Origin of the sequence: Cellulosimicrobium sp. JZ28 (assembly GCF_015327065.1) — a bacterium.
Lineage (GTDB): Bacteria > Actinomycetota > Actinomycetes > Actinomycetales > Cellulomonadaceae > Cellulosimicrobium > Cellulosimicrobium funkei.
This window is the reverse complement of the sequence record NZ_CP017660.1, coordinates 3,088,743-3,101,936: the sequence shown is the minus strand read 5'-3', so window position 1 is coordinate 3,101,936 and position 13,194 is coordinate 3,088,743. Positions and strand designations below refer to the sequence as shown.

General features: G+C 74.6%; 14 protein-coding genes. 10 read left to right on the top strand and 4 right to left on the bottom strand.

The features are described 5' to 3' along the window. Positions 1-32 precede the first annotated feature (32 nt). From pstC to pstB, 3 genes are read left to right on the top strand one after another with little or no spacing between them, the layout of a single operon-like run. Positions 33-1,058 (top strand): phosphate ABC transporter permease subunit PstC, encoded by a 1,026-nt coding sequence (gene pstC, locus BJP59_RS13855; protein WP_034654023.1) that lies wholly within the window; start codon positions 33-35, stop codon positions 1,056-1,058. Continuing rightward, complete coding sequence (gene pstA / locus BJP59_RS13850; protein WP_021481980.1) at positions 1,058-2,041, top strand: phosphate ABC transporter permease PstA; 984 nt, start codon at positions 1,058-1,060, stop codon at positions 2,039-2,041. The genes pstC and pstA overlap by 1 nt, the downstream gene beginning before the upstream one ends. 15 nt (positions 2,042-2,056) lie before the next feature. Then, positions 2,057-2,836, top strand: coding sequence for a phosphate ABC transporter ATP-binding protein PstB (pstB, locus tag BJP59_RS13845; RefSeq protein WP_021481981.1), 780 nt, complete (start codon positions 2,057-2,059; stop codon positions 2,834-2,836). Positions 2,837-2,932: 96 nt separating this feature from the next. Here the strand turns inward: pstB and BJP59_RS13840 are convergent, their stop codons facing one another. Next, on the bottom strand, positions 2,933-3,460 hold the full coding sequence (locus BJP59_RS13840; RefSeq protein WP_021481982.1) for a septum formation family protein: 528 nt from the start codon (positions 3,458-3,460) through the stop codon (positions 2,933-2,935). Between the two features lie 107 nt (positions 3,461-3,567). Then, on the bottom strand, positions 3,568-3,978 hold the full coding sequence (locus BJP59_RS13835; protein WP_228485069.1) for a hypothetical protein: 411 nt from the start codon (positions 3,976-3,978) through the stop codon (positions 3,568-3,570). 442 nt (positions 3,979-4,420) lie between these two features. On the opposite strand from BJP59_RS13835, the gene BJP59_RS13830 reads away from it, so the two are divergent. The 3 genes from BJP59_RS13830 to ispF all read left to right on the top strand — a co-directional run bounded on the left by BJP59_RS13830 (position 4,421) and on the right by ispF (position 6,320). Then, entirely contained in the window at positions 4,421-4,903 is a 483-nt protein-coding gene (locus BJP59_RS13830) for a CarD family transcriptional regulator (protein WP_031315710.1), read from the top strand. A gap of 104 nt (positions 4,904-5,007) precedes the next feature. Then, entirely contained in the window at positions 5,008-5,754 is a 747-nt protein-coding gene (gene ispD / locus BJP59_RS13825) for a 2-C-methyl-D-erythritol 4-phosphate cytidylyltransferase (protein ID WP_137281514.1), read from the top strand. A 98-nt stretch (positions 5,755-5,852) separates the two neighbouring features. Next, a complete protein-coding gene (ispF, locus tag BJP59_RS13820) occupies positions 5,853-6,320 on the top strand; it encodes a 2-C-methyl-D-erythritol 2,4-cyclodiphosphate synthase (protein ID WP_228485441.1) in 468 nt (155 codons plus the stop codon). A 2-nt stretch (positions 6,321-6,322) separates the two neighbouring features. Here ispF and BJP59_RS13815 read toward each other — a convergent pair whose 3' ends face one another. Then, positions 6,323-6,892, bottom strand: a complete 570-nt coding sequence (locus BJP59_RS13815; RefSeq protein ID WP_194521199.1) for an LpqN/LpqT family lipoprotein — start codon at positions 6,890-6,892, stop codon at positions 6,323-6,325. A gap of 157 nt (positions 6,893-7,049) precedes the next feature. On the opposite strand from BJP59_RS13815, the gene BJP59_RS13810 reads away from it, so the two are divergent. Beyond that, positions 7,050-7,688 (top strand): TetR/AcrR family transcriptional regulator, encoded by a 639-nt coding sequence (locus BJP59_RS13810; protein WP_081599891.1) that lies wholly within the window; start codon positions 7,050-7,052, stop codon positions 7,686-7,688. 46 nt (positions 7,689-7,734) lie between these two features. Here BJP59_RS13810 and BJP59_RS13805 read toward each other — a convergent pair whose 3' ends face one another. Next, the gene (locus BJP59_RS13805; protein ID WP_194521198.1) at positions 7,735-9,144 is read right to left on the bottom strand and encodes a D-arabinono-1,4-lactone oxidase; all 1,410 of its coding nucleotides are present in this window, start codon (positions 9,142-9,144) and stop codon (positions 7,735-7,737) included. A gap of 44 nt (positions 9,145-9,188) precedes the next feature. Here BJP59_RS13805 and BJP59_RS13800 point away from each other — a divergent pair, with 44 nt between their 5' ends. From BJP59_RS13800 to rlmB, 3 genes are all read left to right on the top strand, one after another. Beyond that, positions 9,189-10,457 (top strand): alanine racemase, encoded by a 1,269-nt coding sequence (locus BJP59_RS13800; RefSeq protein WP_081895924.1) that lies wholly within the window; start codon positions 9,189-9,191, stop codon positions 10,455-10,457. Positions 10,458-10,530: 73 nt separating this feature from the next. After that, positions 10,531-11,961 (top strand): cysteine--tRNA ligase, encoded by a 1,431-nt coding sequence (gene cysS, locus BJP59_RS13795; RefSeq protein WP_061269066.1) that lies wholly within the window; start codon positions 10,531-10,533, stop codon positions 11,959-11,961. A gap of 207 nt (positions 11,962-12,168) precedes the next feature. Then, positions 12,169-13,188 carry a 23S rRNA (guanosine(2251)-2'-O)-methyltransferase RlmB gene (gene rlmB, locus BJP59_RS13790; RefSeq protein WP_086150972.1) on the top strand — a complete coding sequence of 340 codons (1,020 nt, stop codon included), beginning with the start codon at positions 12,169-12,171 and terminating at the stop codon, positions 13,186-13,188. The last annotated feature ends 6 nt before the right edge of the window (positions 13,189-13,194 follow it).

The following is a 13,194-nucleotide window of genomic DNA, read 5'->3' as shown; positions in this document are numbered from 1 at the left end:
ACGCCGCAGGACAGCACACCGGGAGCACGAGAGTGACCACCACAGCCCCACCCACGACGCCGGGCCCCGCGCCGGGCGGCTCGTCCGAGCCCGCGCGTCGCGCGGGCACCTCACGCCGCCGCGCCCGCAACAGCGACCGCGGCGTGAACCGCGCGTTCCGCTGGACCGCGACGGGTGCCGGCGCGCTCATCCTCGCTGTGCTGGCCGCGGTCGCGATCTTCCTGCTGCTGCGGGCGTGGCCCGCACTCAGCGCGGGCGGGGCCGAGCTGAGCGAGCAGGTGGCGTGGTTCCCCGAGGGCGCGTCGCTGCTGTCGTTCGTGGGGCCGCTGATCTTCGGCACGCTGCTCGCGGCGGCGCTCTCGCTCGTGCTCGCGACGCCCGTCGCGATGGGCATCGCGCTGTTCATCTCCCACTACGCGCCCCGACGGCTCGCCTCGACCCTGGGCTACGTCGTCGACCTGCTCGCGGCGATCCCCAGCGTCGTCTACGGCCTGTGGGGCTCGCTCGTCCTCCCGCCGGTCGTCGTGCCGGTGTGGTCCTGGCTCGCCGACACCCTCGGGTGGTTCCCGCTCTTCGCCGGCCCGGCGTCGCCGACCGGTCGCGTCCTGCTCACCGTCGCGCTCGTGCTCGCCGTGATGATCCTGCCGATCATCACGGCCGTGAGCCGCGAGGTGTTCCTCCAGACGCCGAAGCTCCACGAGGAGGCCGCGCTCGCCCTCGGTGCGACGCGCTGGGAGATGATCCGCACCGCGGTCATCCCGTTCGGGCGGTCGGGCGTCATCTCGGCCGCGATGCTCGGCCTCGGGCGCGCGCTCGGCGAGACGATGGCCGTGCTCATGATCCTCTCGCCCGGGCTCCTCTACTCGTTCAAGATCCTGCAGGCGGGGCAGCAGCAGACGATCGCCGCGAACATCGCGGCGGACTTCCCCGAGGCGAACCCGCTCGGGGTGAGCGCCCTCATCGCGACGGGCCTCGCGCTGTTCGTCATCACCCTGCTCGTCAACATGGGCGCCCGCGCGATCGTCGCGCGGCGCAAGGACTTCTCGGGAGCCAACTGATGAGCGCCCTCAGCACCAGCCCCGCGCGCGGGGCCTCCGCACCGGACCCGGAGCGCACCGCGTCCGTGCGCGCGCTCCTGCGCGGCGCGGACGCCGGACGTCGCCGCAAGGACCGCACCATGACGGTCCTCATGTGGGGCGCGTTCGCCCTCGCGATGGTGCCTCTCGTGTCCGTCGCGTGGACCGTCGTCGTGCACGGCATGGAGCGGTTCGACGTCTACTTCCTCACGCACTCCATGCGCGGCGTCTTCGGCGGCATGGACGCGGGCGGCATCTACCACGCGATCCTCGGCACGCTCCTCATCACCCTCGGCGCCGCGGTGATCTCGGTGCCGATCGGCCTGCTCGCCGCGATCTACCTCGTCGAGTACGGGCGCGGGCCGCTCGCGCGCGCGGTGACGTTCTTCGTCGACGTCATGACCGGCATCCCGTCGATCGTCGCGGGCCTCTTCGCGTACGCGCTCTTCGCGGTGCTGTTCGGGCCGGGGGTGCGCATGGGCATCGTCGGCTCGGTCGCGCTGTCCGTCCTCATGATCCCGGTCGTCGTGCGCTCGTGCGAGGAGATGCTCCGGCTCGTGCCGAACGAGCTGCGCGAGGCCGCCTACGCGCTCGGCGTGCCCAAGTGGCTCACCGTCGTGCGGGTCGTGCTCCGCACGTCGATCGCCGGCATCACGACGGGCGTCATGCTCGCCGTCGCGCGCGTCATCGGCGAGACCGCGCCGCTCCTCATCACGGTCGGCGTCGTCGACTCGATCAACGGCAACCTCTTCGAGGGCCGCATGATGACGCTCCCGGTGTACGTCTACCGGCAGTACAGCCAGGGCCTGGTGCCCTGCAGCAACGTCACCGACGCCGTGTGCCTCCCCGACATCAACTACGACCGGGCCTGGGCGGCCGCCCTGACGCTGATCCTCATCGTCATGCTGCTCAACCTCGTCGGGCGACTCGTCACCCGCTGGTTCGCGCCCAAGACCCTCCGCTAGAACAGGACAGCCCCGATGGCACAGCGCATCGACGTCAAGGACCTCAACATCTACTACGGCGACTTCCTCGCGGTGCAGGACGTCGGCATGACGATCGAACCCCAGTCCGTGACGGCCTTCATCGGCCCGTCCGGCTGCGGCAAGTCGACGTTCCTGCGGACGCTCAACCGCATGCACGAGGTGATCCCCGGCGCGCGCGTCGAGGGGACCGTCGCGATGGAGGGCGTCGACCTCTACGGCGACGACGTCGACCCGGTCGCCGTCCGCCGCCAGGTCGGCATGGTCTTCCAGCGGCCGAACCCGTTCCCCACGATGTCCATCAAGGAGAACGTGCTCGCGGGGGTGAAGCTCAACAACAAGCGCATCTCGAAGTCCGACGCCGAGGACCTCGTCGAGTCGTCGCTGCGCGGCGCGAACCTGTGGAACGAGGTGAAGGACCGCCTCGACCGCCCGGGCTCGGGCCTCTCCGGCGGCCAGCAGCAGCGCCTGTGCATCGCGCGCGCGATCGCCGTCAAGCCCCAGGTGCTCCTCATGGACGAGCCGTGCTCGGCGCTCGACCCGATCTCCACGCTCGCGATCGAGGACCTCATCGCCGAGCTCAAGGACGAGTACACGATCGTCATCGTCACGCACAACATGCAGCAGGCGGCGCGCGTGAGCGATCGCACCGCGTTCTTCAACATCGCGGGCACCGGCAAGCCCGGGCGCCTCATCGAGATGGACGACACCGCGACGATGTTCTCCTCGCCCACGCAGCAGGCCACCGAGGACTACATCTCCGGCCGCTTCGGGTGACCTGAGCCCGTCCGTCACGGCCCCGGCCCGACGCCCGACGGCACCCTTCCCCGCGCGGGGAGGGGCGCCGTCGGGCGTGCGGGACGGATCAGGAGATCAGGTGGCGCTGCCCTGGAGCGAGCCCGTGACGTCGGTGCCGTTCGTGTCGAGGACGCACTGGACCACGCGGTCGCCCTGCCGGTTCCAGCCGTCCGCGCGCGGCGTGAAGTACCAGTACTCGTGCGCCGACTCCTCGTAGGGGAGCCCCACGAACGGCTCGAACGCGCCGTAGCAGAACTCCTCGGCGCTCGTGGTCACGGCCTCGTCACCGGGGTAGTCGCCCGCGGGGAGCTCGGTCTCGGCGTAGACCTCGGCGTCGTGCGGCTCCGAGCACGGCACGACGGGCACGGACTCGACCAGGTCCGCGTCGTCCAGCTTCGAGGAGACGATGCAGTCGCCGACCTGGACCGAGAAGACGTCGGCGTCCGATGCCTCGGTCACCTCGCCGCCGGGCTCGTCGCGCTGGGCGTCGGCGGGTCCGGAGATCTCGTCGAGGATCGCGCCGCAGCCCGACGCGGTCAGGGCGAGGGCGACGGCGCTCACGACGAGGACGAGCGGCCGGCGGGTGGAGCGGGGGAGGGTCACCAGGGTTCCTTCGGTACGAGGCCCCGACCAGGGTGGTGGGGCGGCACGCGAAGGCTAGCGCCGGGCGGTGACACGAGCCGAGCCGATCTCCGGCGCGACCTGGGCGGTCACGGCAGGAGGTGCGCGTACTCCTCGAGGGTGCCGTCGAGGACGGGGAGGGAGAGGGTCTGCTCCTCGCCCGTCGTCGTGCTCACCGTGACGGGCAGCATCGCGCCGGGGGCCGCGTCGACGCGGCCGATCTGCGCGTCGAAGCCGTCCTCGGCGCCGAGGTAGACCGTCTCGCCGGCCGCGACGGGGATCGTCACCGGCGCGCCGCCCTCGGGCGTCACGTCGAACTCCACGTCCTCCGTCGAGTCGTTGGCGAAGGCCCCGACGAGGGCGCCCGGCTCGCCGTCCTCCGCGCTCACGACGAGCAGGTTGAGCCCGCGCAGCTCGCTGGTGAGGTCGACCCGCAGGCCGTCGGAGGGGGAGTACGGGCGGTTCGTCTCGATGGGGGAGCAGGCGGACGCGAGGGCCACACCGGCGACCAGGAGGGGCACGGCCCAGGCGCGCGCACGGCCGGTCGCTCGGGACTCCGCACGGGTCGAGGCTCGGGGGGTCGGGATGCGGGTCACGTGCACTCCAGGGCTGCAAGAAGGGGGACGGGATTCCGCGCCCAGCCTAGTGCGTCGGGAGGGCGAGGGCGGCCGGAACGGCCGGCTCGCGACCGTGGCGTGAGCGGCGTCACGTGGCTCCGGGCGCGCCGGGACGGTGGTCGTCGCGCGAGGTGAAGGTCCTGAAAGGGCCCGCGGGGCGCTCCCGAGGGGCCGAAGAGGCCCCTCCTCGAGATTCGTCAGGCGCGCTGACACGGCTCTGACCTGGGCGAACGTGCTGGTGACGGGCTTGTCAAGGGGCGCAGGGGCTCGGATTTCCGCCCTTCCGCGTGGTAAGGTGGACCACCGCGAAAGGGGACATCTGCAGATGACGTTCACAGTAGGCGAGACCGTTGTCTACCCGCACCACGGAGCCGCACTGATCGAGGAGATCAAGACGCGCACCATCCGCGGAGAGGACAAGATCTACCTCAAGCTCAAGGTCGCGCAGGGCGACCTGACCATCGAAGTCCCAGCCGAGAACGTCGACCTCGTCGGCGTGCGTGACGTCGTCGGCCAGGAGGGTCTCGACCGCGTGTTCGAGGTGCTTCGTGCACCCTACACCGAGGAGCCGACCAACTGGTCGCGCCGGTACAAGGCGAACCTCGAGAAGCTCGCGTCGGGCGACGTGATCAAGGTCGCCGAGGTCGTGCGCGACCTCTCCCGCCGCGACGCCGACCGCGGTCTGTCCGCCGGCGAGAAGCGCATGCTCTCGAAGGCACGGCAGATCCTCGTCTCGGAGCTCGCGCTGGCCGAGCACACCGAGGAGGACAAGGCCGAGGCGATCCTCGACGAGGTGCTCGCCTCCTGACGTCCCGGGCCGCGGCCCGCGCAGTCAGCGCCACAGACCACCGGGGAGGGCGCCGTCCGTACGGACGGCGCCCTCCCCGTCGTCGTGCCCGGTAGCGTGTGCGCGTGCCGACTCTCGCCGTCCTCACCGCCGCAGGCTCCGGGACCCGCCTCGGGCTGGACCTGCCCAAGGCCCTCGTCGAGCTCGACGGCCTCCCGCTCGTGGCGCACGCTGCCCGGCGGCTGTGCGCGTCCGGGGTCGTGGACGCGCTCGTCGTGACCGCGCCGCCCGGGCTGCGCGACCACGTCGCGACGCTCCTGGCCGACGACCCCGCGGTCGACCGGCCGGTCCGGGTGGTCGAGGGCGCGGGGACCCGTCAGGCCTCCGTGGCGGCCGGTCTCCGAGCCGGCCGCGACCTCTCGGAGGGCGACGTGCCCGCCGACGTCGTGCTCGTCCACGACGCCGCACGGCCCCTCGCGCCGCCGTCGCTGGTCCGCCGCGTCGTCGCGGCCGTGCGCGCGGGCCACGGGGCCGTCGTGCCGGGGCTCCCCGTCACGGACACGATCAAGCGCGTGGCCCCCGCGGGCGCGGGAGACGCGTCCGGCGCGGAGCCCGTCGTCGAGACGGTCGACCGGAGCGCGCTGCGCGCCGTCCAGACCCCGCAGGGGTTCGACGGCGAGCTCCTGGCCCGCGCGCACGCGGCAGCGGCGCACCGCGCGGACGACGAGTCCGTCGCCGCGACCGACGACGCCGGGCTGGTCGAGGCGCTCGGTGTCCCGGTCCACGTGGTGCCCGGCGACGCCGCGGCGGCCAAGATCACCACCGCGCACGACCTGCGGGTCGCGGCGCTGACGCTCCGGGAGGACCGTTGACCACTCCTGCAGGCTCCACCGGGACGTCGGCCGAGACGCCCACCACCGCACCGGCCGCCGCGGGCTCCGTCCCGGCGCTCCCGCGCACGGGCGTCGGGGTGGACGTCCACGCGTTCGCGCCCGAGGGCGAGGAGCGACCGCTGTGGCTGGGCGGTCTGCACTGGCCGGGCGAGCGCGGGCTCGCCGGGCACTCCGACGCCGACGTCGCGGCGCACGCCGCCGCGGACGCGCTGTTCTCGGCCACCGGCCTGGGCGACCTCGGCTCGAACTTCGGCACGAGCGCGCCCGAGTGGGCGGGCGCGAGCGGTGCGAGCCTGCTCGCGGAGGCCGCGCGCCGGGTGCGGGCCGCGGGGTTCGAGATCGGGAACGTGGCCGTCCAGGTGATCGGCAACCGGCCGCGCCTCGGGCCGCGCCGCGCGGAGGCGGAGGCGGCGCTCGGGGCGGCCGCGGGCGCCCCGGTGACCCTCACGGCGACCACGACCGACGGGCTGGGCCTCACCGGGCGCGGCGAGGGCGTCGCGGCGGTCGCCACGGCCCTCGTGGTCCGGGTCGCGCCGCTCGCCTGACGTCAGCCCGCGGGCGCGACCTGGACGCTCTCGAGGATCGCGCGCGCCTGCGCGGCGCCGTCGGCGTCGTCGACGGCGTACGACGCCGTGAGGTCGACGACCCACGCGTCCGGCCCGTCGCCCGTCCGCACGGCCACGATCTCCTGCGCGACGGCGGTGCCCGCGGCGTCGTACGTCCCGGCCACGCGGTAGGCGGGCAGCCCGGCGAGGGTCGTGGGGCCCTGCCCGTCGGGGTCGGGCACCCAGCCGGGGATCGAGGCGACTGCCGCCGTCGTCGCGGCGCCCGCCTCGTCGACGGTGTGCGTCGACTCCTCGCCCGTGACGACGACGTTCGCCCGGAAGTCCTCGGAACCCGTGCCGCTCGGCGCGCGCAGCAGGAACGCGCCGTCGCGCGTGCCGCGCTCCCAGCCCGGGGGCGCGGTCACCTGGACCGGGATCTCGGGGACGTCGTGCACGACCGGCTCCGTGCCGCCGGCGGCGTCCTCGGGCCCGCCGCAGCCCGCGAGGGCGAGCGCGACGGCCGCCGTGAGGGCGAGCGTCCAGGGGGAGCGGGGCAGGCGCGGTCGGGGCACGGGAGTCCTTCGTCGGGGGTGGGGCCGGGGCTGGTCCGGCTCGTCATTCTCGCCCGCTCCCGTCCGGCGTGCCAGGCCCGCCACCTGCCTCTACGATCGCTGGAAGCGCATCGATGTGTTTGACTTTCCCAAGAACGACACATGGGATGAATCGCACATGAACCGAATGTCCGTCGAGGAACGCCGAGCCCAGCTCGTCGACGCCGCGATGACCATCGCCGTCCGCGAGGGCGTCGAGGCCGTGACCATCCGCGGCGTCGCGGCCGAGGCCGGGGTCTCGCTCGGCGTCGTGCACTACTGCTTCGAGGACAAGGACGAGCTCCTCCAGGCCATGGGCAACAGCCTCGCGCTCGTGGCCTCCGAGCCCGTCCGGTCCGCGCTCGACGTCGAGGGCGACGTCGTGGCGCTCGCCCACGCCGCCGCCGACGGCCTGTGGAGCGGGCTGACGCCGCGTCGTCACATGCGGCTCCTCACGTTCGAGTTCGCGACGGCGGGCGTGCGCAGCCGCGCGCTGCGCTCCGTCGCGCACACGCACCTCGAGCAGACCTGGGCGATGACGCGCGGGTTCCTCGAGAACGTGGCCGAGCGGGGGAACGTCAGCTACACGATGGACATGGGGTTCCTGTCCCGGGTCGTCGCGGGGTACATCGACGGGATCGAGATCGCGTGGCTCGTCGAGCAGGACGACGAGACGGCGGTCCGCAGCTTCCACGCGCTCGCCGAGTACGTGCTGTCGATGATGGTGCGCCCCGACGGCTCGCCGGTGCGGGAGCACGGTCCAGAGCCCGTCCCCTGACGGGCGGACGACGTCCCGTCCCCTGACGGGTCCGGGACGTCGCCGGTCAGCGCCGCGCGGCCGGGGCCGGGCCGAGCACGCGGTCGGTGTAGCCGTTCGCGAACACGCCCTCGGGGTCCGTCGCGTCGCGGACGGCGACGGCGTCGTCGAACCGCGGGTAGAGCTCCCGGAGCCGGTCCGCCGCCAGACCGTGCATCTTGCCCCAGTGCGGGCGGCCCCCGACCTCGGCGACGATGCGCTCGACGGCGTCGAAGTACCGCTCGTGCGGCAGGCGCGCGTACTGGTGCACGGCGACGTAGGCGGTCTCGCGACCGTGGGCCGTGGAGAGCCACACGTCGTCGGGCGCCGCGAACCGGACCTCGACGGGGAACGGCACGTGCTCGCCGGACCGGTCCAGCCACGCGTCGATGCTCGACAGCACGTCGACGAGGTGCTCGCGCGGCACGGCGTACTCCATCTCGCGGAACCGGACGCGGCGCGACGTGACGAACACGTGGTGCGACGGCGCGACGTACGTGCGCGGCGCGAGCGCCCGCGCGGAGACGGCGTTGAGGCGCGGCGTGACGCGCGGGACCGCGGTCGCGAGCCGGTTCACGAGCTCGAACGCGCCGTTCGACAGGAGCTCCTCGTCGACCCACGTGCGCGCCCGCGCGACCGGCCCGGGGCCCGTGGTGCGCAGCCGCTCGAGCTCGACGGCCTCCTCGTCGGGCGCGAGGCGGTTGTTGCGCTTGGTCAGCGCCCGGCGGGTGTGGGGGAACCAGTAGAACTCGAAGTGGTCGTTGCCGCCGACGAGCCCGTCGGGGTCGTCGGGCGTGCCGAGCCGTTCGAGCACGCGGTCGAGCGGCCACGGCTCCTCCTGCGCGCGCAGGAGGAACGCCGGGACCACCTCGAGCGTCACCGCGGACAGGATGCCCGTGACCCCCAGCCCGAGCCGGCTGACCTCGAACAGGCCCGGCTCGTGCGCGGGCGACGCCTCGCGCACCTCGCCGTCGGCCCCCACGACGCGGACGCCGCGCACCTGTGTCGCGAGGCCGCCGAGGCGTGCCCCGGTGCCGTGGGTGCCCGTCGAGATCGCGCCCGCGACCGACTGCCTATCGATGTCCCCGAGGTTGCGCATCGCGAGCCCCGCGGCGGCGAGGGCCTCGTTGAGCCGGTGCAGGCGGATGCCCGCCCCGACGGTCACGAGGATCGCGTCGCCGTCGGTGCCGTCCGCCCCGCCGCGCGCGATGCGCTCGACGAGGCTGAGCCGGTCGAGGTCGAGCAGGAGGCCGTCCGTGACCGCGGCCGGGGTGAACGAGTGCCCGGCACCCACCGCGCGGACGGGCATGCCCTCCGCCGCGGCGCGGGCGACGAGGCCGCCCAGCTCCGCCTCGTCGCGCGGCGAGGCCCGACGGCGCGGCGTCGCGGAGGCCGTGCGGGCCCAGTTGGTCCAGGAGAGGGCGTCGTCGCTGCTCACAGGTCGTACTGTCTCACGCCCGGCGGGTGGCGTACGTTCTCCCCATGACGACCCACACGGCACCGGGGGCGGACCAGGGCGCGGGCCCGCAGGACGGTGACGAGCGGGGCGCGACGCCGTCGCTCCTGGCCCGCCTGACCCGCGCGACCGCGACGCTCGACGGCCCGCTCGCCGTCGTCGACCTCGACCGGTTCGACGCCAACGCCGACGAGCTGCTCGCGCGCGCGGGCGGGGTCCCCGTGCGGGTCGCGTCGAAGTCCGTGCGGGTGCGCTCGCTCGTCGCGCGCGCGGGCGAGCGGGGCTTCCAGGGCGTCATGGCGTACTCGGTGCGCGAGGCGCTGTGGCTCGTCGAGTCGGGCGTCCGCGACGTCCTCGTGGGCTACCCGTCGGTCGACCGCGGGGCGCTCGCGGCGCTCGCCCGCCACGAGGCCGGCCGGCGCGAGGTCACGCTCATGGTCGACGACGCCGCGCACCTGGAGCTCGTGCGCCACGCGCTCGCCGAGACCGGCACCGGGGACGAGCCGCCCGTGCGGGTGTGCCTCGACGTGGACGCGTCGCTGCGCGTGGGCCTCGGTCTCGTGACGGTCCACCTGGGCACGCGCCGCTCGCCCCTGCACGGTGCGCGCGACGTCGCGTCGCTCGCCGCCCGGGTCGTCTCGACGCCCGGTCTCGCGCTGCGGGGCCTCATGTTCTACGAGGCGCAGGTCGCCGGGATGCCGGACTCCAGCCTCGCCGTCCGCGCGGTCAAGCGGCTCTCGGTCCTCGAGCTGGGCGAGCGCCGCGGCGAGGTCGTCGCGGCGGTGCGGGACGTCGTCGGGCACGACCTCGAGCTCGTGAACTCGGGCGGCACGGGGTCGCTCGAGACGTCGTCCGCCGACGCGGTCGTGACCGAGGTGACGGCCGGGTCGGGCCTGTACGTCCCGGGCCTGTTCGACGAGTACCGCGCGTTCCGGCCCCGGCCGTCGGCGTTCTTCGGCCTCGACGTCGTGCGCGTCCCGGGCCCGGGCTGGGCGACGGCGTTCGGCGGCGGGTACGTCGCGTCCGGCCCGGCGACCCGCAGCCGGCTGCCGCGCGTCGTGACGCCGGGATGGTCGCTCACGGGCCGCGAGGGCGCGGGCGAGGTGCAGACGCCGCTGCACCGGTCGCGCGGGGCCGCCGGGGCGCCCGACCTGGGCGTGGGGGACCGCGTCTGGTTCCGCCACGGCAAGGCCGGCGAGGCCATGGAGCGGTTCGACCGCGTGCACCTCGTGCGAGGCGACGAGGTGGTCGACGTCGTCCCGACGTACCGCGGGGAGGGCAAGAGCTTCGGCTGACGCGGCGAGGACGGACGGGAGTCGCCCCGGCGCCGCTTCGGCCGCGACGGTGCGTCCCCGGTACCCTTGCGGCGTGACCCTTCGCCTGTTCGACACCGCCACGCGGGACGTGCGCGACTTCGTCCCCCTGACCCCGGGCGAGGTCGGCATCTACCTGTGCGGCGCCACCGTCCAGGCCGCCCCCCACATCGGGCACATGCGCTCGGCCGTCGCGTTCGACGTGCTCGTGCGCTGGCTCCGGCGCGGGGGCGCGCGGGTGACGCTCATCCGCAACGTCACCGACATCGACGACAAGATCCTCGCGAAGTCTGCCGACGCGGGCGAGCCCTGGTGGGCCTGGGCCGCGACGTACGAGCGCGCGTTCACCGCCGCGTACGACGCCCTGGGCGTGCTGCCCCCCACGTACGAGCCGCGCGCGACGGGCCACGTCCCGGACATGGTCGAGCTCATGCAGCGCCTCGTCGAGCGCGGCCACGCCTACACCACGGGCCCCGGCGACGTGTGGTTCGACGTGCGGTCCTGGCCCGAGTACGGCGCGCTCACCAACCAGCGCCTCGAGGACCTCAACCCCGTGCCCGACGACGTCCCCGCCGACGCCGAGGAGGCCGCCGCCAAGCGCGACCCGCGCGACTTCGCGCTGTGGAAGGCCCCCAAGCCGGGCGAGCCGGAGACCGCGTCGTGGGACACGCCGTTCGGGCGCGGCCGTCCGGGCTGGCACCTCGAGTGCTCCGCGATGGCGCGCCGCTACCTCGGCGACACGTTCGACCTCCACGGGGGCGGCCTCGACCTGCGCTTCCCCCACCACGAGAACGAGCAGGCCCAGTCGCGCGCCGCGGGCTACGGGTTCGCGCAGCACTGGCTGCACAGCGCGTGGGTCACCCAGGGCGGCGCCAAGATGAGCAAGTCGCTCGGCAACGGGCTGCTCGTGCGCGAGGTCCTGGCGACCACGAGCCCCGCCGTGCTGCGCTACGCGCTCGCGTCCGTGCAGTACCGCTCGATGCTCGAGTGGACCCCCGCCACGGTCGTCGAGGCCGAGGCGACGTGGGAGCGGCTGGCGGGCTTCGTCGAGCGGGCGACCGAGCGGGTCGGCGAGGTCGACGACGTGCGCGACGCCGAGCTCCCGACCGCCTTCACCGCGGCGATGGACGACGACCTCAACGTGCCGGCGGCGCTCGCCGTCGTGCACGAGCACCTGCGCGCGGGCAACGCGGCGCTCGCGGACCGGACGACGGCCGCGGACGCCGTCGCGCGCCACCACCTCGTGGCGGTGCGCGCGATGCTCGACGTGCTCGGGCTCGACCCGGGCGACGCGCAGTGGGCAGACCGCGGCGACTCGCGCTACGCGGCGGTGCTGGACGCCGTCGTCGGCGCGGAGCTCGCGGCGCGGGCCGAGGCGCGCGCGTCGCGGGACTTCGCGACGGCCGACGCGATCCGCGACCGGCTCGCCGCGGCGGGCGTCGCGGTCGAGGACTCGGCCGACGGCGCGCGCTGGACCCTCGCCTGACGCCCACCGGACGACGGTCGGGAGCGAACCGCCGACGCGCGCGGTGGGGCTTCGGCAGCACGGCGGAGAACCCTGGTGATGACCACGGTTCCCCCTCGGCGAGGTGTCTGGGGGACACTGGACCCAGGAGCGAGACACGCACGCCGGGCGCCGAACCCGACGTGGACTGACCTGAACTGACCTGAACGACGACACGATCGGTACACCATGGCTGGCAACTCACAACGACGCGGCGCGACCCGCAAGCCCGGAAGCAAGAAGGGCGCGACCGTCGGCTCGGGCGGGCAGCGGCGCAAGGGCCTCGAGGGCCGCGGGCCGACCCCGAAGGCGGAGGACCGCGTCTACCACGCGGCGCACAAGCGCAAGGTGGCCGACGAGAAGCGCGTGCCGACCGGACGCGGGGGCCCGGCGCGCGGCACCGAGCGTGCCGGCACGTCGCGCGGCGGGGCCTCGCGCGGCGGCGGCCCCAAGGGGCGCGGGTCGGTCCAGGAGGTCGTCGCGGGTCGCAACTCCGTCCTGGAGGCGCTGCGCGCGCGCATCCCCGTCGAGGTGGTCTACCTCGCGTCGCGCCTCGACGCCGACGACCGCACGCGCGAGATCGTCGACATCGTCGCGGGCCGCGGCTACGACCTCCTCGAGGTGGGCAAGCCCGAGCTCGACCGTCTCACCGACGGGGCCGTGCACCAGGGCGTCGCGATCAAGGTCCCGCCGTACGAGTACGCGGACGTCGACGACCTGCTCGACGCCGCCGAGGAGTCGGGGCGGCCGCCGCTCGTCGTCGCGCTCGACGGCGTCACGGACCCGCGCAACCTCGGCGCGGTGCTCCGCTCCGCGGGCGCGTTCGGCGCGCACGGCGTCCTCGTGCCCGAGCGCCGCGCCGCCGGCGTCACCGCGTCCGCGTGGAAGGTCTCGGCCGGCGCCGCCGCGCGCGTCCCGGTCGCGCGGGCGACCAACCTCGTGCGCGCGCTCGGTGAGCTGAAGAAGGCGGGGTGCTTCGTCGTCGGGCTCGACGCCGGCGGCACCACGGCGATCGGCGACCTCGAGCTCGCGACCGAGCCGCTCGTCGTCGTCGCGGGGTCGGAGGGCAAGGGCCTGTCCCGCCTCGTGCGCGAGGCGTGCGACGTCGTCGCGTCCATCCCCATCGGGTCGGACACGGAGTCGCTCAACGCCGCCGTCGCGACGGGCATCTCGCTCTACGAGGTCGCGCGCCTGCGGCGCGAGGCCTGACGCCGG